Annotated in this window: 21 protein-coding genes; 10 read left to right on the top strand and 11 right to left on the bottom strand. The window is 64.1% G+C overall.

Going from position 1 to position 23,194, the window contains the following annotated elements:
- Positions 1-38 precede the first annotated feature (38 nt).
- Positions 39-551 carry a dihydrofolate reductase gene (locus AC1RL5_RS11275; protein WP_072451815.1) on the top strand — a complete coding sequence of 171 codons (513 nt, stop codon included), beginning with the start codon at positions 39-41 and terminating at the stop codon, positions 549-551.
- Between the two features lie 57 nt (positions 552-608).
- On the opposite strand, the gene AC1RL5_RS11270 is transcribed toward AC1RL5_RS11275, so the two are convergent.
- Positions 609-2,000 (bottom strand): L-cystine transporter, encoded by a 1,392-nt coding sequence (locus tag AC1RL5_RS11270; RefSeq protein WP_011064055.1) that lies wholly within the window; start codon positions 1,998-2,000, stop codon positions 609-611.
- 242 nt (positions 2,001-2,242) lie between these two features.
- Here AC1RL5_RS11270 and AC1RL5_RS11265 point away from each other — a divergent pair, with 242 nt between their 5' ends.
- From AC1RL5_RS11265 to AC1RL5_RS11250, 4 genes are all read left to right on the top strand, one after another.
- The gene (locus tag AC1RL5_RS11265; RefSeq protein WP_011064054.1) at positions 2,243-3,298 is read left to right on the top strand and encodes an HAD family hydrolase; all 1,056 of its coding nucleotides are present in this window, start codon (positions 2,243-2,245) and stop codon (positions 3,296-3,298) included.
- 272 nt (positions 3,299-3,570) lie between these two features.
- Positions 3,571-4,971: an MBOAT family O-acyltransferase gene (locus AC1RL5_RS11260; protein WP_072451814.1), complete on the top strand. Its 1,401-nt coding sequence runs from the start codon at positions 3,571-3,573 to the stop codon at positions 4,969-4,971.
- A complete protein-coding gene (locus AC1RL5_RS11255) occupies positions 4,958-6,103 on the top strand; it encodes an SGNH/GDSL hydrolase family protein (RefSeq protein ID WP_065365080.1) in 1,146 nt (381 codons plus the stop codon). The genes AC1RL5_RS11260 and AC1RL5_RS11255 overlap by 14 nt, the downstream gene beginning before the upstream one ends.
- A 2-nt stretch (positions 6,104-6,105) precedes the next feature.
- Positions 6,106-7,329 (top strand): SGNH/GDSL hydrolase family protein, encoded by a 1,224-nt coding sequence (locus AC1RL5_RS11250; RefSeq protein WP_093405350.1) that lies wholly within the window; start codon positions 6,106-6,108, stop codon positions 7,327-7,329.
- Positions 7,330-7,541: 212 nt separating this feature from the next.
- Here the strand turns inward: AC1RL5_RS11250 and ilvD are convergent, their stop codons facing one another.
- A complete protein-coding gene (gene ilvD, locus AC1RL5_RS11245) occupies positions 7,542-9,383 on the bottom strand; it encodes a dihydroxy-acid dehydratase (protein ID WP_019095304.1) in 1,842 nt (613 codons plus the stop codon).
- 301 nt (positions 9,384-9,684) lie between these two features.
- Between ilvD and AC1RL5_RS11240 the strand changes: the two genes are divergently transcribed.
- Positions 9,685-10,251, top strand: a complete 567-nt coding sequence (locus AC1RL5_RS11240) for a hypothetical protein (RefSeq protein WP_072451812.1) — start codon at positions 9,685-9,687, stop codon at positions 10,249-10,251.
- On the opposite strand, the gene AC1RL5_RS11235 is transcribed toward AC1RL5_RS11240, so the two are convergent.
- Both AC1RL5_RS11235 and AC1RL5_RS11230 read right to left on the bottom strand, forming a co-directional pair.
- Positions 10,233-11,426, bottom strand: coding sequence for an MFS transporter (locus tag AC1RL5_RS11235; RefSeq protein ID WP_072451811.1), 1,194 nt, complete (start codon positions 11,424-11,426; stop codon positions 10,233-10,235). The two genes, AC1RL5_RS11240 and AC1RL5_RS11235, sit on opposite strands and share 19 nt — an antisense overlap.
- Before the next feature lie 112 nt (positions 11,427-11,538).
- Positions 11,539-12,735, bottom strand: coding sequence for a class I SAM-dependent rRNA methyltransferase (locus AC1RL5_RS11230; protein WP_011064045.1), 1,197 nt, complete (start codon positions 12,733-12,735; stop codon positions 11,539-11,541).
- A 227-nt stretch (positions 12,736-12,962) separates the two neighbouring features.
- On the opposite strand from AC1RL5_RS11230, the gene AC1RL5_RS11225 reads away from it, so the two are divergent.
- The gene (locus tag AC1RL5_RS11225; protein ID WP_162865006.1) at positions 12,963-13,775 is read left to right on the top strand and encodes an HDOD domain-containing protein; all 813 of its coding nucleotides are present in this window, start codon (positions 12,963-12,965) and stop codon (positions 13,773-13,775) included.
- A 33-nt stretch (positions 13,776-13,808) separates the two neighbouring features.
- Positions 13,809-14,621: a bifunctional DNA-formamidopyrimidine glycosylase/DNA-(apurinic or apyrimidinic site) lyase gene (gene mutM, locus AC1RL5_RS11220; protein WP_492589344.1), complete on the top strand. Its 813-nt coding sequence runs from the start codon at positions 13,809-13,811 to the stop codon at positions 14,619-14,621.
- Between the two features lie 63 nt (positions 14,622-14,684).
- On the opposite strand, the gene AC1RL5_RS11215 is transcribed toward mutM, so the two are convergent.
- The 5 genes from AC1RL5_RS11215 to AC1RL5_RS11195 form a co-directional block, all read right to left on the bottom strand.
- Positions 14,685-14,936 (bottom strand): YfhL family 4Fe-4S dicluster ferredoxin, encoded by a 252-nt coding sequence (locus tag AC1RL5_RS11215; protein WP_011064042.1) that lies wholly within the window; start codon positions 14,934-14,936, stop codon positions 14,685-14,687.
- A 134-nt stretch (positions 14,937-15,070) separates the two neighbouring features.
- Positions 15,071-15,550: a pantetheine-phosphate adenylyltransferase gene (gene coaD / locus AC1RL5_RS11210; RefSeq protein WP_003176711.1), complete on the bottom strand. Its 480-nt coding sequence runs from the start codon at positions 15,548-15,550 to the stop codon at positions 15,071-15,073.
- Between the two features lie 115 nt (positions 15,551-15,665).
- On the bottom strand, positions 15,666-17,261 hold the full coding sequence (locus AC1RL5_RS11205) for a GMC family oxidoreductase (protein ID WP_492589345.1): 1,596 nt from the start codon (positions 17,259-17,261) through the stop codon (positions 15,666-15,668).
- A gap of 174 nt (positions 17,262-17,435) precedes the next feature.
- Positions 17,436-17,981 (bottom strand): hypothetical protein, encoded by a 546-nt coding sequence (locus tag AC1RL5_RS11200; RefSeq protein WP_011064040.1) that lies wholly within the window; start codon positions 17,979-17,981, stop codon positions 17,436-17,438.
- 27 nt (positions 17,982-18,008) lie between these two features.
- Positions 18,009-19,484 (bottom strand): coniferyl aldehyde dehydrogenase, encoded by a 1,476-nt coding sequence (locus AC1RL5_RS11195; RefSeq protein ID WP_225369017.1) that lies wholly within the window; start codon positions 19,482-19,484, stop codon positions 18,009-18,011.
- 99 nt (positions 19,485-19,583) lie between these two features.
- Here AC1RL5_RS11195 and AC1RL5_RS11190 point away from each other — a divergent pair, with 99 nt between their 5' ends.
- Positions 19,584-20,255 (top strand): TetR/AcrR family transcriptional regulator, encoded by a 672-nt coding sequence (locus AC1RL5_RS11190; protein ID WP_011064038.1) that lies wholly within the window; start codon positions 19,584-19,586, stop codon positions 20,253-20,255.
- 33 nt (positions 20,256-20,288) lie between these two features.
- Positions 20,289-21,143 carry a sulfurtransferase gene (locus tag AC1RL5_RS11185; protein WP_492589346.1) on the top strand — a complete coding sequence of 285 codons (855 nt, stop codon included), beginning with the start codon at positions 20,289-20,291 and terminating at the stop codon, positions 21,141-21,143.
- Between the two features lie 138 nt (positions 21,144-21,281).
- On the opposite strand, the gene AC1RL5_RS11180 is transcribed toward AC1RL5_RS11185, so the two are convergent.
- Both AC1RL5_RS11180 and AC1RL5_RS11175 read right to left on the bottom strand, forming a co-directional pair.
- Entirely contained in the window at positions 21,282-22,109 is an 828-nt protein-coding gene (locus AC1RL5_RS11180) for an AraC family transcriptional regulator (RefSeq protein ID WP_041120263.1), read from the bottom strand.
- Positions 22,102-23,103, bottom strand: a complete 1,002-nt coding sequence (locus tag AC1RL5_RS11175; RefSeq protein ID WP_019095297.1) for a hydrolase — start codon at positions 23,101-23,103, stop codon at positions 22,102-22,104. Before AC1RL5_RS11175 ends, AC1RL5_RS11180 begins: the two co-directional genes overlap by 8 nt.
- Between the last annotated feature and the right edge of the window lie 91 nt (positions 23,104-23,194).

The following is a 23,194-nucleotide window of genomic DNA, read 5'->3' as shown; positions in this document are numbered from 1 at the left end:
ACGTTGCCAGGTCCTGGTCCTCTGGTATCCTCGCCGGCATGAAAAAATCTCTCCCTCTCAGCCTGATCGCGGCCCTCGCACAAAACCGCGTGATCGGCGTCGACAACAGCATGCCCTGGCATTTGCCGGGGGATTTCAAATTCTTCAAGGCCACCACCCTGGGCAAGCCCATCATCATGGGGCGCAAGACCTGGGATTCTCTCGGCCGGCCGTTGCCGGGGCGGTTGAACATCGTGGTCAGTCGTCAGACCGGCCTGGTGCTCGAAGGTGCCGAGGTCTACCCGTCTTTGGAGGCTGCGGTGGAACGGGCCGAGGAATGGGCACTGGAGCAGGGCGCCAGCGAGCTGATGCTGATCGGGGGCGCACAGCTTTACAGCCAGGGCCTGGAGCAGGCGGATCGCCTGTACCTGACGCGGGTAGCCTTGAGCCCGGCAGGCGATGCCTGGTTTCCGGAGTTCGATGAACAGCAGTGGAAGCGGGTGTCAGAGGTGCCGAACCCGGCGGAAGGGGACAAGCCGGCGTACAGCTTCGAGGTGTGGGAGAAGCGCTGAGCGCTCCGCCAGCCAGCCGGGCTCCCGAAGGAGCCGGCGGGCAGGCGAAGAGATCAATCAGGCCTGAGCCAGTTCTTCGTGCTCATCGGCGTCCAGCAGCGCCTTGTCGGTCTGCTGCATCACCTGGCTGGTGATCGCGCCTGCGGTCATCGAACCGCTGACGTTGAGCGCGGTGCGGCCCATGTCGATCAGCGGCTCCACGGAAATCAGCAGCGCCACCAGAGACACCGGCAGGCCCATGGCCGGCAGCACGATCAGCGCGGCGAAGGTTGCGCCGCCGCCCACGCCTGCAACGCCGGCGGAACTCAGGGTGACGATGGCCACCAGGGTGGCGATCCACAGCGGGTCCAGCGGGTTGATGCCCACGGTCGGGGCAACCATCACCGCCAGCATGGCCGGGTACAGGCCGGCGCAGCCGTTCTGGCCGATGGTGGCGCCGAACGAGGCGGCAAAGCTGGCGATGGACTGGGGAATGCCCAGGCGCCGGGTCTGGGCCTCGATGCTCAGGGGAATGCTGGCGGCGCTGGAGCGGCTGGTGAAGGCGAAGGTCAGCACTGGCCAGACCTTGCGGAAGAAGCGCAGCGGGTTGATCCCGGCCAGTGCCACCAGCAGGCCGTGGACCACGAACATCAGCCCCAGGCCGATGTAGGACACCACCACGAAACTGCCCAGCTTGATGATGTCCTGCAGGTTGGAGCCGGCCACCACCTTGGTCATCAGCGCCAGCACACCGTAGGGCGTGAGCTTCATCACCAGGCGCACCAGGCGCATCACCCAGGCTTGCAGGGTGTCGATGGCGTTGAGCACTTTCTGGCCCTTGTCGGCATCGTCCTTGAGCAGCTGCAGCGCCGCGACGCCGAGGAAGGCGGCGAAGATCACCACGCTGATGATCGAGGTCGGCTTGGCCCGGGCCAGGTCGGCGAAGGGGTTCTGCGGGATGAACGACAGCAGCAGCTGCGGCACGTTGAGGTCGGCCACCTTGCCTGCGTAGTCGCTCTGGATCACTTGCAGGCGGGCCATCTCCTGGGTGCCGGCCACCAGCCCTTCGGCGGTCAGGCCGAACAGGTTGGTCAGGCCGATGCCCACCAGCGCGGCAATGGCAGTGGTAAACAGCAGGGTGCCGATGGTCAGGAAGCTGATCTTGCCCAGGGACGAAGCATTGTGCAGGCGGGCTACGGCGCTGAGGATCGAGGCGAACACCAGGGGGATGACGATCATCTGCAGCAATTGCACGTAGCCGTTGCCCACCAGGTCGAACCAGGCGATGGAGGCCTTGAGCACCGGGTTGCCGGCGCCGTAGAGGCTGTGCAGGGCGATGCCGAAGACCACGCCCAGCACCAGGGCCAGCAGGACTTTCTTGGCCAGGCTCCAGGTGGTATGGCGGGTTTGTGCCAGGCCCAGCAGCAAGGCCAGGAACACCAGCAGGTTGAGGAACAGCGGCAGATTCATTGGGGCTCCGATAAGGCTTGTGCCAATCGCGGCTCAGGGCGATTGCGAACCGGCAAGCCTAACAGCTTGAAATCTATTGAATTAATAACGATATCGCATGGCAACTGTCGTTTTTGGAATAAGCGATTGACGTTCAGGCGCATGTGGCTGGCGCTTACGGGACGCAAGCGGTCGCGTGGAGACGAGAACTGTCACAGGGATTTGTTAGCGTCGAAGGCTTTCACTCAGGGAGAAAACCGCCGATGAAACTCGCTCCGAAATTGCTCGCAGTCGCACTCTGCCTGGGCCTCGCCGGCCAGGCCCTGGCCACCGAGTTGAAGCACTGGCCCGCGGAACAGGCCAAGCAGCTGGACGCGATGATCGCGGCCAATGCCAACAAGGGTAACTACGCGGTGTTCGACATGGACAACACCAGTTACCGCTACGACCTGGAAGAATCCCTGCTGCCCTTCATGGAAAACAAGGGCCTGATTACCCGCGACACGCTTGACCCGTCGCTCAAGCTGATCCCGTTCAAGGACACCGCCGAGCACAAGGAAAGCCTGTTCAGCTACTACTACCGCCTCTGTGAAATCGACGACATGGTCTGCTACCCCTGGGTCGCCCAGGTGTTCTCCGGCTTTACCCTCAAGGAGCTCAAGGGCTATGTCGATGAGCTGATGGCTTCCGGCAAGCCGGTGCCGAGCACCTATTACGACGGTGATGTGGTCAAGACCATCGAGGTCAACCCGCCCAAGGTCTTCACCGGCCAGGCCGAGCTGTACAACAAGCTGATGGAGAACGGTATCGAGGTCTATGTGATGACCGCCGCCTCCGAAGAGCTGGTGCGCATGGTCGCCGCCGATCCCAAGTACGGCTACAACGTCAAGCCGCAGAACGTCATCGGCGTGACCACCCTGCTCAAGGATCGCAAGACTGGCGCCCTGACCACCGCGCGCAAGCAGATCAGCGAAGGCAAATATGACGAGAAGGCCAACCTCGGCCTTGAACTGACCCCCTACCTGTGGACCCCGGCCACCTGGATGGCGGGCAAGCATGCGGCGATCCTGACCTACATCGACGAGTGGAAGAAACCGGTGCTGGTGGGCGGCGACACCCCCACCAGCGACGGCTACATGCTGTTCCACGATGTTGACGTGGCCAAGGGCGGCATCCACCTGTGGATCAACCGCAAGGACAAGTACATGACCCAGCTCAACGGCATGATCGCCAAGCACGCCGCGGCCCAGGCCAAGGAAGGGTTGCCGGTGACCGCCGACAAGAACTGGGTGATCGTCAAGCCCGAAGACATCCAGTAAGCCTGCCCGCTACACCGCCCCTCTGTAGGAGCCGGCTTGCCGGCGAAGAGGCCTTTGGGCCGGGCGTCGCCCTCGCGGACGCCTTCGCTGGCAAGCCAGCTCCTGCAAGGGGTGTCTGTCGTTCGATGCGGAGCCGGCGTCCGCTATAGGCGGAGAATGTTTCAACTTGTGACTGCCAAACCCCCTCTGCCATAATCGCGTCCGTTTCCCATCCCCCCGCCTGCTCTCCCTTGTGCCGGGTTTGTCCCCGACTGCACGTAATGGACTACGTTGTGAGCTATCTCTCGATCGAATTCGGCCTCTGCTTCATCCTGTTCTTCGTTCTGTACTGGGGCCTGGGCTTCAGCCTGCGCTTGCAGAACGTCCTGCTGCTGGTCGCCAGTTACGCGATCCTTGCCAGCTTCAGCCTGAACTTCCTCTACATCCTGCTGGGCTACACGGCCCTGGTGTACCTGCTCGGCCTGTTGAGCCAGCGTTACCCCGGGCGCGGCTGGGTCAACGGACTGATGCTGCTGCTGGTGCTCGGGGCGTTCTACCTGTTCAAGTATCAGGATTTCTTCACCAGTACGGTGCAGAACGCCTTCGCCCAGTTCGGTGTCGAGGTGTCGCTACCGCTGCTGGAGGTGCTGCTGCCGGTGGGGCTGTCGTTCTATGCCTTCCACTCGGTCAGTTACCTGGTGTCGATCAACCGCCGTGAGCTGACCCCCGGCTCGCCCTTCGACCTGGCGCTGTACCTGGCCTTCTTCCCCAGCCTGATCGCCGGTCCGGTGAACCGGGCGATTCCCATGCTGGCGCAGATCAACCCGCCGCAGTTGCGCGAGGTGCTGGAGCCGCAGCGCGCCTTGGGCCTGATCGCGGTGGCGGTGGTCAAGCTGTTCTTCCTCAGTTCCTGGCTGGCCAACGAATGGGTCGACCCGGTATTCGACAGCCCGGTGGCCTATTCTGCCGAGCAGATCCTGCGTGCGGTCTACGGTTATTCGTTCCTGATCTACTTCAACTTCAGCGGCTACACCGACCTGGTGACGGGCATCGCCCTGCTGCTGGGCTTCCGCCTGCCGCAGAACTTCAACTACCCCTACGCGGCGCGCAACCTCAAGGAATTCTGGGGCCGCTGGCACATCAGCCTGTCGACCTTCATCCGGGACTATGTGTACATCCCCCTGGGGGGCAACCGTGGCCCGGTGTGGCGCGGCAACCTGAACATGCTGCTGGCGATGCTGATTTCCGGCCTGTGGCACGGCGCCAGCGCCAACTTCATCATCTGGGGCGCGCTGCACGGTATCGGCCTGGCCCTGTACAAGCTGTGCAGCCCGCTGCTGGCCCGGGGCCCGAGCTGGATCGGCGCCGACCTCATGGCGCGGCTGCTGACCTTCCACTATGTGGCGTTCGCCTGGATCTTCTTCCGCTGCGCGACCCTGTCCGATGCCATGGACATGCTCAAGGGCCTGGGCGAGCTGTCCTTGGGCGGCCTGCTCGGCGGCGGCGCCAGCCTGCTGGGCTGCCTTCTGTTCGTGGCCTTCTACCCACGGATCGTGGCGCTGCTGCGCCGCCTGTTCGATGCTGCCACCGGTTTGCCGTGGCTGTTCTATCCAGTGCCGCTGGGGCTGTTTATCTGCGTGGTCATCTTCGCCTCTCCGTCGGGCGTGCCGGGGTTCATCTATGCCAGTTTCTAACCGTTCGCCCTTGTCGATCAGCCTCGGTAGCGCGGCCAAGGTCTTCTACGCCCTGGTGGTCACCAGCCTGCTGCTGGTGTGGTTCAACCAGCAGTCGATCCGCCTCTACTGCCAGCAGAAGTACCACGACGACTGCGAGGTCCCCGGGTTGTCGCAGAACCCGCAGTGGCGCTTTGGCGCGCAACTCAACCAGGCCCTGGAAAATGCCCGGGTGGCCTTTGTCGGCAGCTTTACCGGCCAGGTGATGGTGGCCGAGGCCGCCGCGGAGCAAGAGCTGCCTCCTTTGCCGACGCTGGCCGAGGAGCCTGCGCCCGTACCTGCGCCGGTTGCGACCGCCCATGCTGCGCCGGTGCATCCGGCCCCCGTGCATCCCGCTCCGCAGGCGTCGGCTGCAGTGCACCCGCAGCCGGTGGCCGTGGCCCCGGTGGTCAGCCATCCGCCTAAGGTCGAGCCGGGGGCAACCACGCCGCTGATGGCCAGCCTGGCCACCGGGGATGAAGTGTTCTTCGTCGGTGATTCCCTAATGCAGGGCGTGGCGCCACACATGGCCAACACCTTGCGCAAACGCTACAACGTCAAGAGCCTGAACCTCAGCAAGCAGAGCACCGGCCTTGCCTACCCGAGCTTCTTCAACTGGCCCAAGACGGTTGAAAGCACCCTGGCCAGCAACCCCAACATTCGCCTGATGGTGATTTTCCTCGGCCCCAACGACCCCTGGGACATGCCGGTGGTCAAGGGCAAGCCGTTCCTGCGCTTCAAGACCCCGGACTGGGAAGAAGCCTATCGCCAGCGCATCGATTCGATCCTCGACACCGCCCAGGCGCATAATGTGCAGGTGATCTGGGTCGGGCCGCCGAACATGGAGAAGCCCAAGCTGTCTACAGCCATGGCCTACCTGAGCCAGCTGTACAAGGGCCAGATCGAGCAGTACCACCAGCACTACGTCTCGGCCAACGAGATTCTCGGTTACCAGAGCGACGAATTCTCCTATTACCGCACCACCGGCGATGGCAAGAAGGTCAAGACCCGGGTCGACGACGGTATCCATTTCACCACTACTGGGCAGAAGCTGATCGCTGAGCGTGTGATCTCGCTGATCAACTTTCCCAGCCAACAATTGACGGAGCACTGACTATGGGGCGACTGCAAGGCATTGCGCTGTTGCTGGGCATCACCTTGCTGAGCAGTTGCAGCCCGACCACCGAGGTCCAGGCCACTCCCGCTTCGGCGCTGGCCAAGTCCGGGATGACGGCGAAAAAAGTCCTGACCACCGGGACCGACCCGAACCTGGCGCTGCTGGCACGCAAATTCAGCACTTCCAACCGCACCCCCATCACCATTGTGCAACTGGGCGACTCCCACACCGCCGCCGACCTGTTCAGCGGTGAGGTGCGGCGCCTGCTGCAGGCGCAATACGGCGATGGCGGCATCGGTTTCGTGGCAGCCACGCCAGTGCCCGGCACCCGCTATGAGCGGGTGATTCTCGGTGCCGCCAAGCGCCAGTGGTCCCTGGTATCGGCACGCAACCAGCAGAGCAACCAGTTTCCCCTGGGCGGCTACCTGTCGCTGCCCCTGACCCCAGGCGCGCGGGTGCATATCGCCGAACGCCAGCCGAGCAACCAGCAGTACCGGATTTCCGCGCTGTACCAGGCGTCCAGCAACAGCACCCTGACCGCCCGGGACAACCTCAACAAAAGCAGCCGCATGCTGGCCGCTACGGGGGGGCAATGGCGCTTCAGCCCGCCGTTCAACAACCTGACCCTGCCCCTGGACCTGAACGTGGCCAATAACCAGGGCCTGGCCCTGGGCGGCTGGAACATCCTCGGGCAGAAGAGTGCCGGGGTGATCTATTCCGCCCTGGGGATCAACGGCGCGCGCCTGGACGTGCTGGACAAGTGGCAGCCCGGCTGGCTGGAAGCCCTCAAGGCCCTGCGCCCGGACATGGTGGTGCTGGCCTACGGCACCAACGAAGCCTTCGACGACGACCTGGATCTGCAGCTCTACCGCAGCCAGTTGCAGCAGAAGGTCGCGCTGTTGCGCAAGAACCTGCCCAAGACCGTGATTTTGCTGGTGGGGCCGCCGGATTCCATCAAGCGCCGCAATGCTGGCAGCTGCGCGGCCTCCCAACCCCAGCCGTTGCGGCAGATCATCCAGATCCAGAAGGACGTGGCGAAGAACAGTCGCACCCTGTTCTGGGACTGGCAGGCGTTCATGGGGGGGGACTGCTCCATCAGCAAATGGCAGAGCAGCGACCTGGCCCGCAACGACCTGATCCACCTGACCGCCGATGGTTACCGCAAGAGCGCCGATGGCTTGTATCGCTTCCTGCGCGGGCAATTGGGCGAACGCATGCCTTGAGCTCCCGGCACCGCTTCAGCGGCGGCGCCACCACCTTGAATGCTGCTGTAGGAGCTGGCTTGCCAGCGAAGGCGCGGTCGAGGGCGATGCAAGGTTCAAAGCTGCCTTCGCCGGCAAGCCGGCTCCTACGGGGCCAGGCTGCCAGCGCAAGCGCCGGCAAGGTCAAAAAAAAGCCCCGCACTTGGCGGGGCATTTTCATTGGCAGGCGATGATCACAGGCCGTCGAGCATGGCCTTGTTGCGCACCGCACCCTTGTCGGCGCTGGTGGCCAGCAGGGCGTAGGCCTTCAGCGCGGTGGTCACCTTGCGTGGGCGTGCTTCCACCGGTTTCCAGCCTTTCTTGTCCTGCTCGACACGGCGGGCCGCCAGTTCCTCATCGCTGACCAACAGGTTGATCGAGCGGTTGGGAATGTCGATCAGTACCTTGTCGCCATCCTGCACCAGGCCGATGGCGCCGCCGGCTGCCGCTTCTGGCGAGGCGTGGCCGATGGACAGGCCCGAAGTACCGCCGGAGAAGCGGCCGTCGGTGAGCAGGGCGCAGGCTTTGCCCAGGCCCTTGGACTTCAGGTAGGAGGTCGGATAGAGCATTTCCTGCATGCCCGGGCCGCCTTTCGGGCCTTCGTAACGGATGATCACGATATCGCCTTCCTTCACTTCGTCGGCGAGGATGCCGCGCACCGCGCTGTCCTGGCTCTCGAAGATCTTGGCGTTGCCTTCGAAGACATGGATCGACTCGTCGACACCGGCGGTCTTCACCACGCAGCCGTCCAGGGCGATGTTGCCGTAGAGCACGGCCAGGCCGCCTTCTTTCGAGTAGGCATGCTCGACACTGCGGATGCAGCCGTTTTCACGGTCATCGTCGAGGCTGTCCCAACGGGTCGACTGGCTGAACGCCGTCTGGGTCGGGATGCCTGCCGGGCCGGCCTTGAAGAAGTGATGCACGGCTTCGTCGCTGGTCTGGGTGATGTCCCACTGGGCGATGCCTTCGGCCATGCTCTTGCTGTGCACGGTGGGCAGGTCGGTGTGCAGCAGGCCGCCACGGGCCAGTTCGCCGAGGATGCTGAAGATGCCGCCGGCGCGGTGCACGTCTTCCATGTGGTACTTCTGGATGTTCGGCGCCACTTTGCACAGCTGCGGCACGTGGCGCGACAGGCGATCGATGTCCCGCAGGTCGAAGTCGATCTCGGCTTCCTGGGCGGCGGCCAGCAGGTGCAGGATGGTGTTGGTGGAACCGCCCATGGCGATGTCCAGGGTCATGGCGTTCTCGAACGCCTTGAAGTTGGCGATGTTGCGCGGCAGGACCGACTCGTCGTTGTCGCCGTAGTAGCGCTGGCACAGCTCGACGATGGTGCGCCCGGCCCGCAGGAACAGCTCTTCGCGATCGCTGTGGGTGGCCAGGGTGGAACCGTTGCCCGGCAGGGCGAGCCCCAGGGCTTCGGTCAGGCAGTTCATGGAGTTGGCGGTGAACATGCCGGAGCACGAACCGCAGGTCGGGCAGGCGCTGCGCTCGTACTCGGCAACCTTCTCGTCAGAAGCGCTGGAGTCGGCGGCGATGACCATGGCGTCTACCAGGTCCAGGCCGTGGGAGGCGAGCTTGGTCTTGCCGGCTTCCATCGGGCCGCCGGAAACGAAGATCACCGGAATGTTCAGGCGCAGGGCGGCCATCAGCATGCCGGGGGTGATCTTGTCGCAGTTGGAAATGCACACGATGGCGTCGGCGCAATGGGCGTTGACCATGTACTCCACGGAGTCGGCGATGATCTCGCGGCTCGGCAGGGAATACAGCATGCCGTCATGGCCCATGGCGATGCCGTCGTCCACGGCGATGGTGTTGAATTCCTTGGCCACGCCACCGGCGCGTTCGATCTCGCGGGCCACCAGTTGGCCCAGGTCCTTCAGGTGCACGTGCCCCGGGACGAACTGGGTGAAGGAGTTGGCAATGGCGATGATCGGCTTCTTGAAGTCGTCATCTTTCATCCCCGTGGCGCGCCACAGGGCGCGAGCACCGGCCATGTTGCGGCCATGGGTGGATGTTTTCGAGCGGTAATCAGGCATGGAGCACTCCGGGCGGCTAATCAGGTAACAAATGGGGAGTGAGCTTCTATTGACCTCGGGAACACTCAGAAATGGCCGTGTGTCCGAAAGCTGCCGATGACGCTGCGGGATCGCCGCGCGCCTCAGCCTGAGCTCATAAACCCGCCGGGGGATGACTGGCGATGAATTCGCCGATTCTACACCGCTGGCGTCAGGAAGGAATGCCGAGGCCGCTCTGTGGCATTGATTGCCTGGATATCACCGGACGCTGCCATCCTGGTTTAGACTCGCCGCCCTTCGATTACCTTCCAATGGAGCTGGAATGTCCGCAAACATGCGATCCCTGAGGTTCTACCTGGGCATTGGCCTGCTGCAGGGGCTGCTGCTGATGTGGCTGGTGCTCTATAGCGACTGGCCCGGCAGTACCATCGCCGTGGTGGGAGCTGCGCTGCTGACGGGCGGCGGGTTCGTGCAACTGCTGGCCGGGCGCCGCCGCCAGTGGCGCACCTGGCGAGCAGCCCTGCTGTTGGCCCTCGCGACGGCGGTGCTGGTGCAGGCGTGCAGTGATTTGCCCTTCACCAATGGGGTGATCTGCAGCGTGGTGGTACTCCTGCTGCTGATGACGCTGTTCAGTGCCACTTGGCTGCAGGGACGTGACGGCTTTGAACGACGGCTGCTGGGTGAAGGCGCCTGGATGCTGGTGGCCCTTGGCGCTGCGTGGCTGGTGCAGGCGTTGTTCGATTTCTGGACCCACGAGCATCATCTGGACCCCTTCAAGAGTGGGTTCATGTCTCTGCGCTACTTCACCGGGCCCCCCCTGGCATTCTCCTGCATCCTGTACCTCAGGGATTTGTGCCGCCTGCGCGATCTTCAGACGCAAGCGCCCTGATAACGACGGTTGGCCAGGCTGTTCAGGCCCAGGGCGGTAGCGCTCAGCACCAGGAAGCACAGGCCCAGGGCCGTCACCAGGTTGTTGGCGCTCAAGTTGATGAAGCCGCTGATCAAGCCACCGCTGATAAAGATCAGCATGTTGCCCGCCGAGGCCGAGGTTCCGGCGTTCTGCGGGAAAATCCCCATGGCTCGCGAGGTCGCCACCGGGCGGGTGATGGTGGTGCCGGCGGTGCAGACGATCATCGGCACCAGAACCGTGGTCACGGACGGCTCGAACTGTTGCAACAGCAGCATCAGCAAGCCGGACAGGGCGATCAGCCCCAGCCCGGTGACGATCTGGGGGCTGGCCCGCAGGTAGCGGTTCATCACCCCGGCACCCACACCGCCCAATACGTAGGCGGCACCGTACAGCAGCAGCGCCAGGGAGTACTGGTAGGACGAGAGCTGCAACTGCTCCATGAAAATGATCGGTGAAGTGACAATGAACGAAAAATGGCAGGCGAAGGCCAGAGCCGAGATCAGCCAGTAGCCCACGAACGAAAGGTCGGCAAACACCAGCCGGTAGGCGGTGAGGATATTGCGCTGGCTTGCCGAGGCCGTACCAGGCGTGTTTTCCAGCAGGAAACAGGCCTTGAGGATGACCAGCAGGCCGAGGCCGACGAACACCTCGAAGCTGCCTTGCCAGCCCAGTCGAGCCTGCAGCCAGGTGCCCAGCAGCGGTGACAGGGAAATGAAGATGCCGCTGGCGGTGACCAGGGCGATGCGCAGGCGTTCCTGCTCCTTGCCCGCGAACATGTCCTGCACCAATGCCTGAGACAGCACGAAGCAGCCGCAGCCGATGGCCTGCAGCACACGAAACAGCAGGAACCAGCCGTATTGCGTTGCAGCGATGCAGCCGAGCGCCCCGGCGATGGCCACAGCCATGCCTGCCAGCAGCAGCTTCTTTCGCCCCAGGGAGTCTGACAGCGGTCCCACCACCATCAGGGAAAACGACAAGCCAATGGCGAACAGGCTGATAGACAGCGCGATATCGGCGCTGGAGGTCTGGAAGCGCTCTGCCAGGGCTGGAAACGAGGGGAGGATGACATCCAGCGGAAAGACCCCGAGCAGGGTCATGGTCATCAGCAGGATGATTGCCGATGTCTTTTTCGCGGCGGCGGGGGAGTGGCCCATGGTGCGGAGTCTCGATCCTTGAGAGGGGGACGAGATTCCAGCCGTGGCCTTGCAAAGTCAATCGGAGGTGCTGGCCATCCCGCGCTGGGCGGGAATGGCCATTGGCCCGGCCTCAGCTGTTGGGCAGCAGGCGGCAGGTGATGCTCTTGATGTAGCGGGTTTCCGGGATGGCCGGGTGTACCGGGTGATCCGGGCCCTGGCCGCCGCGCTCCAGCAGCTGGATGTTGCGGTCCAGGTGGCGGGCGCTGGTCAGGAGGATGTTCTGCAGGTCGTCCTCGGGCAGGTGCATCGAGCACGAAGCGCTGACCAGGATGCCGTCCTTGTTGAGCAGGCGCATGGCTTGCTCGTTAAGGCGGCGGTAGGCGCCTTCGCCGTTCTTCAGGTCTTTCTTGCGCTTGATGAAGGCGGGCGGGTCGGCAACGATCACGTCGAAGCGCTCTTCGCTGGCCTTGAGTTCCTTCAGGGCTTCGAAGACGTCGCCTTCGATGCAGGTCATTTTCTCGGCAAAGCCGTTCAGCGCGGCGTTGCGCTCCACGCCGTCGAGGGCGAAGGCCGAGGCGTCGACGCAGAACACTTCGCTGGCGCCGAAAGCCGCGGCCTGCACGCCCCAGCCGCCGATGTAGCTGTACAGGTCCAGCACGCGCTTGCCCTTGGCATAAGGCGCCAGGCGGGCACGGTTCATGCGGTGGTCGTAGAACCAGCCGGTTTTCTGGCCCTGGATCACCGGGGCTTCGAACTTCACGCCGTTCTCTTCCAGGGCGACCCACTCCGGCACCAGGCCGAACACGGTTTCGACGTAGCGGCCCAGGCCTTCGGCGTCACGGGCGGCGGAGTCGTTCTTGAACAGGATGCCGCTGGGCTTGAGCACCTGGGTCAGGGCGGCAATGATGTCGTCCTTGTGGGTTTCCATGGTCGCGGAGGCGATCTGTACCACCAGGATGTCGCCGAAACGATCGACCACCAGGCCCGGCAGCAGGTCGGAGTCGCCGTATACCAGGCGGTAGAACGGTTTGTCGAACAGGCGCTCGCGCAGGGACAGGGCCACGTTCAGGCGGTGCACCAGCAGCGACTTGTCCAGGGCCAGCTTGGCATCGCGCGACAGCAGGCGGGCGCAGATCAGGTTGTTCGGGCTCATGGCGACCACGCCCAGGGGCTTGCCGCCGGCGGCTTCCAGCACTGCCTGGTCGCCTGCCTTGAAGCCGTGCAGAGGGGTGGCGGCTACATCGATTTCGTTGCTGTAGACCCACAGGTGGCCGGCGCGCAGGCGGCGATCGGCGTTGGCTTTGAGGCGCAGGCTTGGCAGGGACATGACGTCGCTCCGGAAAAAAGGGCGCGATTATACCCCGTCGCGGGGCGCAAGCGATGGCCAATGGACCTGCGGCGGGAGCCCTTTGCCGCAACCATTGGGTAAAGTTCCTGTCCGGTCGCCCAACATTCCCGTGTTAGAGGTTAGAATCCCCGGCTCACCCAGAGCGTGTACTTATGTCCCAAGAGCTATCAGCCGAACAGATTCAACAGGCCCTGCAAGGCATCAGCGTGCCGCCCCAACCGCAAATCATGGTGGATTTGCAGATGGAGCAGTACATGCCCGATCCCGATCTGGAGGTGATCGCCAAGCTGATCTCCCAGGACCCGGGCCTGTCCGGCGCGCTGCTGAAGATCGTCAATTCACCGTATTACGGGCTGAGCAACAAGATTGCTTCGATCCAGCGGGCGGTGAATCTCCTGGGCAGCCGTTCGATCATCAACCTGATCAATGCGCAGTCGATCAAGGGCGAGATGAGCGATGAAACCATCGTCACCCTCAACCGCTTCTGGGATACCGCCCAGGACGTGGCCATGACCTGCCTGACCCTGGCCAAGCGCACCGGCTCCCAGGCTGTGGACGAGGCCTATGCCCTGGGCCTGTTCCATGACTGCGGCGTGCCGCTGATGCTCAAGCGCTTCCCCGACTACATGACTGTGCTGGAAGAGGCCTACGGCAGCGCCGGCCCGGAGCAGCGGGTGGTGGACACGGAAAACCGTGCCTTCAATACCAACCACGCGGTGGTGGGTTACTACACCGCCAAGTCCTGGCGCTTGCCGGAACATGTGACCAATGCCATCGCCAATCACCACAACGCCCTGGCGATCTTCAGCGACGAGTCCTCGCGCAACAGCCAACTGAAGAATCTGCTGGCGATCCTGAAAATGGCCGAGCACATCTGCGCGTCCTACCGGGTGCTGGGCAACCAGGTGGAAGACCACGAGTGGAACAGCATCGGCCACCTGATTCTCGATTACGTCGGCCTGTCGGACTACGACTTCGAGAACCTCAAGGAAACCGTGCGCGAGCTGGGCGCACACTGATCGTTCATTTCGCGATGAGTACCAGGGGCGCATATGCCTGAATTACCGGAAGTCGAAACCACCCGGCGCGGAATCGCGCCGCATCTGGAAGGCCAGAAGGTCAGCCGGGTCATCGTCCGTGACCGGCGCTTGCGCTGGCCGATCCCCGAAGATCTGGACGTGCGCTTGTCCGGGCAGCGCATTGTGCTGGTGGAGCGGCGGGCCAAATACCTTTTGATCAATGCCGAGGTCGGCACCCTGATCAGCCACCTGGGCATGTCCGGCAACCTGCGTCTGGTGGAGGTCGGGCTGCCGGCGGCCAAGCACGAACATGTGGATATCGAGCTGGAGTCCGGCCTGGCCCTGCGCTACACCGATCCGCGGCGCTTTGGCGCCATGCTCTGGAGCCACGACCCGCTGAATCACGAATTGCTGGTGCGCCTGGGGCCCGAGCCGCTGACCGACCTGTTCGACGGCGAGCGCCTGTATCAGCTGTCCCGCGGACGTTCCATGGCGGTCAAACCGTTCATCATGGACAACGCGGTGGTAGTGGGGGTGGGCAATATCTATGCGACCGAGGCGCTGTTCGCTGCGGGCATCGATCCGCGTCGTGAGGCCAAGGGCATTTCCCGGGCTCGCTATCTGCAGCTGGCGATCGAGATCAAACGCATCCTGGCGGCGGCCATCGAGCGGGGCGGTACCACCCTGCGCGACTTTATCGGCGGCGACGGCCAGCCTGGGTACTTCCAGCAGGAGCTGTTCGTCTACGGACGTGGCGGGGAGAACTGCAAGGTCTGCGGCACCGGGCTGCGGGAAATCAAGCTGGGCCAGCGGGCCAGTGTCTATTGCCCGCGTTGCCAGAGCTGAGAAGCTTCGCCGGCAAGCCGGCTCCTACAGGTGTTTGTGGGAGCCGAAAGGGCGCCATATCACTCAAGCCTTGCCGGTGATCTTCCGGTACTTGGCCATCAACTCTTCTTCGGTTTCCGGGCGGGCTTCGTCCAGCGGAATGCAATCCACCGGGCACACCTGCTGGCACTGCGGCTCGTCGTAGTGGCCGACGCACTGGGTGCACAGGTTCGGATCGATGACGTAGATCTCTTCGCCTTGGGAAATCGCCGCGTTAGGGCACTCGGGTTCGCAGACGTCGCAGTTGATGCAATCGTCGGTGATGATCAGGGACATGGGGTACTCCGGCCTGGGCGGCAGGCCCGGGCATGTAAAAACGAATGCGCGCAATTGTGCCGTATTGACGCCCACAGTGCACGCGGGCGCGATGGCTGACGTCAGGCGAGGGCCCCGGTGCGGGGCCGCGCGGCTTATTTCTTGAAGCGCAGGGTCAGCGCGTCGGCGACCGCCGGGTGCACGAACTTGGTGATATCACCGCCCAGGGCAGCGATTTCACGGACCAGGGTCGAGGAAATGAACGAGTAGCGCTCCGAAGGGGTGAGAAACAGGCTTTCCACGTCCGGGGCCAACTGGCGGTTCATGTTGGCCAGCTGGAATTCGTATTCGAAGTCCGAAACCGCCCGCAGGCCGCGCAGGAAGACATTGGCGTTCTGCTCCTTGGCAAAATGCGCCAGCAGGGTGGAGAAGCCGACGACTTCAACGTTGGGCAGATGCTTGGTCACCTCGCGCGCCAGTTCCACGCGCTGCTCCAGGGGGAACAGCGGGTTTTTCTTGGGGCTGGCGGCAACGGCGATGATCACATGGTCGAACAGGCGCGAGGCGCGTTCGACCAGATCGCCATGGCCCTTGGTAATAGGGTCGAAGGTACCTGGGTACAACACTCGGTTCATCGCGTCGTCCTGGCGGGAATCCGTTGGGGAGTCGGATGGTATCGCAGCCTTCCCGGTCGGCCAAGTCGCCTTTTAGGGAAGAAAGCACTATAGACGACGAGAATATCCCGCTTTTTCACACTGATTTCAGGCGCTCCGCCAAGGCGCTGGCCAATTGCGCCGTGAGCCCATAGACCGACAGCTGCGGGTTGGCGCCGATGCTGGTGGGAAACAGCGAGCCGTCGTGGACCGACAGGTTATGCAGTTGATGGTGGCGCCCGAGGCTGTCGGTGACCGCGGTTTTCGGATCTTCGCCCATGGCGCAACCGCCCATCACGTGGGCACTGCCCAGGCGGGTGCGGTACAGGGCCAGGTCCAGGTCGTCGATCTGCGCCCGCACTTCGTCGAGGCTCTTGGCGAAGCGTGCATCGCTGTGCAGCGGCTTGACCGCCTTGGCGCCGCCGGCGAACTGGATCTCCGCCATGCTGTGGAAGGCCCGGCGCAGTCCGTCCCAGGCGTAGGGTGAAACCTGATAGTCGAGGACCGGGGTGCCGTCACCCCGCAGTTCGACGTTGCCGCCGGTGCTGTCGGGGTGAAAGCCGTCCCGCAGCAGGGCAAGCATGGCGTGGGTGTGGGGCAGTTGCTCCATGGACAGCCCGCTCTGCGGCCCGAACCCGCCCAGCAGGGTGCTGGCCAGGGCCGGCTGCAGGGGCGGCACTTCAAGTTTGTAGGACATCTTGCCGGTGGTGCCGTCCTGCCACTGGAAGTGGTCGGAATAGATCGACTGCGGCGCGCCGTAGAACGGATTGATCACCTCGTCGAACTGCCCGGCGGAGAAGTTGACCAGGTGCAGGAAGGTGCGTTTGCCCAGCCGCGAATGCGGGTCCGGCGCATCGGAACGCAACAGCAGGGCCGGGCTGTTGATGCCGCCACCGGCCAGCACGTAATGCTTGGCCTTGACCGTGATGGTGCGCCCGGTGGGGGCCACGCAGCGGGCGTCCATGGCCTGGCATTGCAGGCTGGTGACCTTGTCGTCCTTGATCTGCAGGCGCTCCGCCCGGGCCAGGTACAGCAGCTCGCCACCTTTCTCCAGGGTCGCCGGAATGGTGGTCACCAGCATCGACTGCTTGGCGTTGGTCGGGCAGCCCAGGCCGCAGTAGCCCAGGTTCCAGCAGCCGCGCACGTTGCGCGGAATCACGTGCCAGCTGTAGCCCAGGGCTTCGCAGCCCTTGCGGATCACGTCGTTGTTGGCGTTGGGCGGCATGACCCAGGGCGCGACGCCCAGGCGCTGTTCCATTTTCTCGAACCAGGGCGCCATTTCGGCCGAGCTGTGGCCCACCACCCCGTGCTCACGGGCCCAGTGCTCCAGGGTCGGGTCAGGCGTGCGGAAGCTCGACGTCCAGTTGATCAAGGTAGTGCCGCCCACGGCGCGGCCCTGGAGGATGGTGATGGCGCCATCCTTGCTCATGCGCCCGATGCCCTCCTGATAGAGGCTGGTGTAGGCCTGGTCTTCGAGCATCTTGAAGTCGTCGCTGGTCTTGAGCGGGCCTTCTTCGATCAGCAGCACCTTGTAGCCGGCGGCGCTGAGGATCTCGGCAGTGGTGCCGCCCCCGGCGCCGCTGCCGATGATGGCGACATCGGCTTCCAGGGTCAGGTCCTGCTCCAGCTGCGAGCCGTTGTAGGTTTTCCAGCCACGATTCAGGCCTTCGCGGAACAGATCAGGTACAGGCATATCGGGTGCTCTCTTATTATTGATGGCTCGGCGCGCATCCACTGTAGACGCTGCTGAGCCTGCGAAGCTGCGAAAAGGCCCCCAGGGCCTTGCTTGACGATCTGCAGCCGAACCCCCAGTGCCCCGCGAGCGCCTCGCTCGTTCGCAGCCTGTGGCAGCGGCTACAAAGGCCGGTCAGACCTTCGGTGGCCCGGGATAACCGCAATGGGCCCAGGATTCGGGCCGGGTGTACCAGGCCATCATCACCAGTTGCAGCAACGAGGCATGGCCCATGCGCAGCAGGGCCAGGAAGCTATTTTCCCAGCGGCTGAGGAAATTGCGGATGTCATCCGCGCTGGCGTTTTCCCAACTGCCCCAGATCCCCGTCAGCGGGCCGCGGGTGACCGCCATGCCCAGTACATCGAACAGCTGCTGGGTGAGCTTGAACATCTCGGTCGACAGGTGATTGAGGGCGTTGTCCAGGTTGGCCAGGGTGCCCTCGATGGCGGCGGGCATCTTGTCCGCCGGTACGGCGCCTTCGAGCATCACCGGTATCAGCGCCCGCAGGAACGGCAGGTCATTGCTGCGCAGCATGGTGAAACCGCTGGCGGGCGTGCTGGCGGAGCAACCGCTGAGGCTGGCGCCGAGCCCGGCAGTGGCCAGGAACGCGCTGGCGCAGAGGCCGATTTTCAGCAGGCCGCGCCGTGACAGCGCGGGTGTTTCAGACAGGCTAGGGGTCATTGTTGTTATTACCCGGCGTTGTACTGGTTAACGAATGAACAGCTTCTGGATGAGCTTCTGGATCGATTTGCCATACGGCGGGTAGATCAGGCGGGCGGCGTTGAACCGCTGCTTGATGAACACCCCCTTGGCCTTGCTGAAGGTCAGGAAGCCTTCATGCCCGTGGTAGTGGCCCATGCCGGAAGGGCCGATGCCGCCGAACGGCAGGTCGTCCTGGGCCACATGCAGCAGGGTATCGTTGAGGCACACGCCGCCGGAGTGGGTTTCGTTGAGCACCCGTTGCTGCTCGGCCTTGTCGTAGCCGAAGTAGTACAGCGCCAGCGGGCGCGGACGCTGGGTGATATAGGCGAAGGCCTGGTCCAGGGTCCGGTAGGGCACGATGGGCAGGATCGGGCCGAAGATCTCGTCCTGCATCACGGTCATGTCATCACTGACATTGAGCAGCAGGCTGTGGCCCAGGCGGCGTTCCTGGCTCTGCTCGAACAGTGGCACCAGCAGCGCGCCCTTGCTGGTGGCGTCGCTCAGGTAACCGTTGAGCCGCGTCAGTTGGCGCTGATTGATGATGGCGGTGTAGTCGGGGTTGTCCGCCAGGGTCGGGAAGAAACCGCGCACCACCTGGCGATAGGCTTCGACAAAGGCGCCTACGCGCTCTTCCGGTACCAGTACGTAGTCCGGGGCGACGCAGGTCTGCCCGGCGTTGAGGGTCTTGCCGAAGGCGATGCGTTCGGCCGCGTCCTTGAGGGGCACGGTGCTGGAGACGATGGCCGGGGATTTGCCGCCCAGTTCCAGGGTCACCGGGGTCAGGTTTTCCGCGGCGGCGCGCATCACGTGCTTGCCGATGCTGGTGGCGCCGGTGAACAGCAGGTGGTCGAAGCGCAGCTTGGAAAACGCCATGCCCACCTCGGCCTCGCCCAGCACCACGCACACCAGGTCCTCGGGGAAGACCCGGGCCAGCAGTTGCTTGAGCAGTTGCCCGGTGGCGGGTGTGGACTCACTGAGCTTGAGCATCACTCGGTTGCCGGCGGCCAGCGCCCCCACCAGCGGGCCCATGCACAGGTACAGCGGGTAGTTCCACGGCACTATGATCCCGACCACCCCCAGGGGCTGGTAGACCACCTTGGCCGAGGCCGGCTGGAAGGCCAGGCCCACGGCGCGGCGGGACGGCTTCATCCATTTCTTCAGGTGTTTGCTGGCGTAGTGGATGCCGTGCAGGCTGGGCATCAGCTCGGCCAGCAGGGTTTCGTCGGCGCTGCGGTTGCTGAAGTCCTGGCTGATGGCATCGATCAGGGCCTGGCGCTCGTTGTTAAGCAGCTCCTGCAGTGCCTTCAGCCATTGCTGGCGTTGCGCTGCGGGGGGCATCGGGTTGGCGGCAAAGGCCCGGCGCTGGGCTTCGAACAGCTCAAGCAGCTCGTCCTGTTGCTGAAGGGAATCCTGCAGGTAAGCGATTTCGGCAGACATGGACGGGCTCCGTCTTTGTAAGGTGGCTAGTTTTTTAGAGCTTATGCTCTAAAATGTCAATTGCCCTCCTGCGCCGGTGGCGATTTATCCCCGGGGGGATAGAACGTAAGATGCACGCCAGCCTTCTGATTAAAGCCCACGCCCATGGCCCCACGCATAAAAACCCGCGAACGCATCGTCCAGTTCAGCCTCGAACTCTTCAACCAGCAGGGCGAGCGTAACGTCAGCACCAACCATATTGCGGCGCACATGGAGATTTCCCCGGGCAACCTGTACTACCACTTCCCCAACAAGCAGGCGATCATCGCCGTGCTGTTTGCCGAGTACGAAAGCCTGGTGGACAGCTTCCTTCGACCGCCCCCCGGGCGCGCGGTCACCGTGCAAGACAAGCGCTACTACCTGCAGGCTCTGCTGGCGGCCATGTGGCGCTATCGCTTCCTGCACCGCGACCTGGAACACCTGCTGGACAGCGACCCCGAGCTGGCTGCGCGCTACCGACGCTTTTCCCAGCGCTGCCTGATCCAGGGCATGGCCATCTACGGGCGTTTCGTCGATGCCGGGATCGTCGCCATGGACAAGGTGCAGATCGAATCCCTGACCCTCAATGCCTGGATCATCCTCACCTCCTGGGTGCGTTTTCTGTGCACGACCCGGGAAAACTCCACGCACCTGAGCGAAGAAGCCATCAAGCGCGGGGTGTACCAGGTGCTGGTGCTGGAGGCCGGTTTCGTCACCGACCAGGCCCGGGAAGCGGTCAACGGCCTGTTCGAAGAGTTTTATGTGCCCTTGGCCCAAGCTCTGGAAGAAGTGCAGTAGGATCAACCTCCAACTTATTCACAGGAGCCCGCCATGCCCCTCGCGCAGTTGATCAGCCCGCTTGCCCTGGACCAGAAGAAACAGCAGCCCGGCCTGGTGATTCTGGATTGTCGCTTTGCTCTGGAAGACCCGGATTACGGCCAGCGCAGTTACGCCGACGGGCATATCGCCGGGGCGCATTTCGCGGACCTGAACCGGGATCTGAGCGCGCCGGTGATCAAGGGCGTGACCGGTCGGCATCCGTTGCCGGAGCCCGCGCAGTTGGTGGCGCGCCTGCAGGCCTGGGGCATCGATAACGACAGCGAGATCGTGCTCTATGACGACGGTCCCGGTGCCTACGCCGCTCGTGCCTGGTGGTTGCTGGCCTGGCTGGGCAAGCGTGACGGCGTTTTCATTCTCGATGGTGGCCTGAAAGCCTGGCACGCCGCTGGCTTGCCGCTGAGCCTGGATGCCCCGGAAAACGCGCCGGGGCAGTTCGTCGGGCACCCTGATCACAGCCTGCTGCTGGATGCCGAGCACCTGGGTAAGCGCCTGGGCCAGGCGGACCTGACCCTGCTGGATGCCCGTGGCCTGCCGCGCTTTCGTGGCGACGTGGAACCCATCGACCCGGTGGCCGGGCATATTCCCGGGGCGCAATGCGCGGTGTTCACCGACAACCTGGGGGAGGATGGGCGCTTTCTACCGGCCGATCAGCTCAAGCAGCGTTTCGCGCAGAAACTGGCCGGGCGTGACCCGCAGCAACTGGTGGCCTATTGCGGCTCTGGTGTCACCGCCTGCCACAACCTGTTCGCCCTGAGCCTGGCCGGCTACCCCCTGGGGAGGCTGTATGCCGGTTCGTGGAGCGAGTGGATCACCGATGCGCAGCGGCCTGTCGCCACCGGTGACTGACGGCCTTTACCCGTAGCCCCTTCGCTGGCAAGCCAGCTTCTACGGGCGGCAGGGCCGCGCGGACCTGTAGGAGCGAGCTTGCTCGCGCTAGCGCTGGCAGGGACGCAGTTGAGTCTGTAGGAGCGATAGCCGCGCCGCCTATACCACGGCACTGCGATAAGCCGCCGGCGCTACCCCATACACCTGCTTGAACTGCCGACTGAGGTGACTCTGGTCGGCAAACCCCAGTTGTGTCGCCACTTCCAGGGGCAGGCAGCCATCACGCAGCAAGGCCCGGGCCTTGGCGATGCGCTGTTGCATCAACCAGGTGTGGGGCGGAATCCCCGTGGCCCGGCGAAACACCCGGGCGAAATGGAACGGTGACAGGTTCACCGCTGCTGCCAGTTCCTCCAATGAAGGCGGCGCCGCCAGCTGCGAGCGCAGCAACTCCTTGGCCTGGACGATGGCCCGGTGTTCCTGCCCGGGTTCACCTGGTGCCCGCACTCCGGCGTGCCGTTGCAACAGCAACAGCAGCATTTCTCGCCATTGGGTCTGTTGTTGCAGGGCCGTGGCCGGGCTTTCCAGCAAGTGGTGCAGGCGGGCAAAACCCTGTACCAGGTCCGGATCGCGGTACAAGGTGGCGCCGAAGGCCGGCAGGCTGCCGCTGGGCAGTTCCAGTTCATCCAGCAGGCCGAATATTTGCTGGTTCTCCGGGTAGAAGGCGCGGTACAGCCAGCCGTCTTCCACGCCCTTGGCCCCGGTGTGCAGCTCGTCCGGGTTGATCAGCACCAGGGTGCCGCTGCCCGCCAAATGCTCGGCTCCGCGATAGCGGTAGCGCTGGGCACCGGCCATGATCATGCCGATCACATAGCCCTCATGCACATGGGGCACGAAACGCTGCTCGATGTAACGCGCGGCCAGCAACTCGACCCCGGCCAGGGGCGCACTCTGCCAGAAGCGGATCGATTCCCGGGCTGGCTTATCCATGGCGATCCAGGCCAGCCAACCACTGCGGGATCCGCCGCTCCAGGTAATAGCCGGGGTGTTTCAGGCTGCCGTCGACAAAACCCACATGGCCACCCTTGGCCTGCAGCTCGAACTGGGTGCTGGCGGATAGCTCGCTGGCTTCGGGCAGGCTGTGACGGAATACGAAGGGGTCGTCTGCGGCCTGGATGATCAGGGTCGGGGTACGGATTTGCCCCAGGAAATAGCGGCTGGAGGCGCGGCGGTAATAGTCCTGGGCATCGGCAAAGCCGTGCAGCGGTGCGGTGACCCGGCCGTCGAAGTCCCAGAAGGTGCGCATCTTGGTCAGCGGCCCCAGTTGCGCCAGGGTGGCCAGGCCTTCGTGGCGGCCGTCGTGCTGGAACTGGCGCTGCTTGTCCTTGATGTAGGCCAGCATCTCGCGCATGAAGTGCGCCTGGTAGACCTTGGAAAACCCCTGGCCTATGCGATCGGCGCACTGGTCCAGGCGAAACGGCACCGATACCGCCGTGGCGCCTTGCAACGGGCTGTCGCTGCCGCTTTCCCCTAGGTATTTGAGCAGCACATTGCCCCCCAGGGAATAGCCCACCGCATAGAGCGGCGCCTGGGGGCGCTTGGCCCGCAGGTGAGCGATGGCTGCAGCCAGGTCTTCGCTGGCTCCGGAGTGGTAGCTGCGGGGCAGCAGGTTGGGCTCGCCGGAACAGCCGCGCCAGTTCAGCGCCGCGCTGGCCCAGCCCCGGGTTGCCAGGGCCTGCTGCAGGCCGGCCACGTAAGGCGAGTTGGAGGAACCGGTCAAACCATGCAGCACCAGCACCAGGGGCGCGTCGGCGCTATGGGGCCCGTGCCAGTCCAGGTCGAGAAAGTCGCCGTCGTCCAGCCACAAGCGTTCGCGCTGGCGCTCAAGATGAGTGGTCGGGCGCCACAGCGGGCCCCACAGGGTCTGCAGGTGCGGGTTGCCAAGGCCGAAGGCGGGGGTGAAGCGATCAGGCGAGTCGGGCACGGGGAGGGTCTCGATGCAGCGGCGCGCAGCCCGGGCGGGCTGCGTACCTTGTTCCGGTCGGCTTGAGAGCCTGACTACGATCTGCTGCGCG

The organism is Pseudomonas sp. GW822-FHT06D10 (genome assembly GCF_058799535.1).
This window is presented reverse-complemented; position numbering and strand designations above follow the sequence as displayed.

Bases quoted from the DNA above. Each gene is read 5' to 3' on its own strand.
- AC1RL5_RS11275 (WP_072451815.1), top strand. From the start codon at position 39: ATGAAAAAATCTCTCCCTCTCAGCCTGATCGCGGCCCTCGCACAAAAC.
- AC1RL5_RS11270 (WP_011064055.1), bottom strand. From the start codon at position 2,000: ATGAATCTGCCGCTGTTCCTCAACCTGCTGGTGTTCCTGGCCTTGCTG.
- AC1RL5_RS11265 (WP_011064054.1), top strand. From the start codon at position 2,243: ATGAAACTCGCTCCGAAATTGCTCGCAGTCGCACTCTGCCTGGGCCTC.
- AC1RL5_RS11255 (WP_065365080.1), top strand. From the start codon at position 4,958: ATGCCAGTTTCTAACCGTTCGCCCTTGTCGATCAGCCTCGGTAGCGCG.
- AC1RL5_RS11250 (WP_093405350.1), top strand. From the start codon at position 6,106: ATGGGGCGACTGCAAGGCATTGCGCTGTTGCTGGGCATCACCTTGCTG.
- ilvD (WP_019095304.1), bottom strand. From the start codon at position 9,383: ATGCCTGATTACCGCTCGAAAACATCCACCCATGGCCGCAACATGGCC.
- AC1RL5_RS11240 (WP_072451812.1), top strand. From the start codon at position 9,685: ATGTCCGCAAACATGCGATCCCTGAGGTTCTACCTGGGCATTGGCCTG.
- AC1RL5_RS11235 (WP_072451811.1), bottom strand. From the start codon at position 11,426: ATGGGCCACTCCCCCGCCGCCGCGAAAAAGACATCGGCAATCATCCTG.
- AC1RL5_RS11230 (WP_011064045.1), bottom strand. From the start codon at position 12,735: ATGTCCCTGCCAAGCCTGCGCCTCAAAGCCAACGCCGATCGCCGCCTG.
- mutM (WP_492589344.1), top strand. From the start codon at position 13,809: ATGCCTGAATTACCGGAAGTCGAAACCACCCGGCGCGGAATCGCGCCG.
- AC1RL5_RS11215 (WP_011064042.1), bottom strand. From the start codon at position 14,936: ATGTCCCTGATCATCACCGACGATTGCATCAACTGCGACGTCTGCGAA.
- coaD (WP_003176711.1), bottom strand. From the start codon at position 15,550: ATGAACCGAGTGTTGTACCCAGGTACCTTCGACCCTATTACCAAGGGC.
- AC1RL5_RS11205 (WP_492589345.1), bottom strand. From the start codon at position 17,261: ATGCCTGTACCTGATCTGTTCCGCGAAGGCCTGAATCGTGGCTGGAAA.
- AC1RL5_RS11200 (WP_011064040.1), bottom strand. From the start codon at position 17,981: ATGACCCCTAGCCTGTCTGAAACACCCGCGCTGTCACGGCGCGGCCTG.
- AC1RL5_RS11190 (WP_011064038.1), top strand. From the start codon at position 19,584: ATGGCCCCACGCATAAAAACCCGCGAACGCATCGTCCAGTTCAGCCTC.
- AC1RL5_RS11185 (WP_492589346.1), top strand. From the start codon at position 20,289: ATGCCCCTCGCGCAGTTGATCAGCCCGCTTGCCCTGGACCAGAAGAAA.
- AC1RL5_RS11180 (WP_041120263.1), bottom strand. From the start codon at position 22,109: ATGGATAAGCCAGCCCGGGAATCGATCCGCTTCTGGCAGAGTGCGCCC.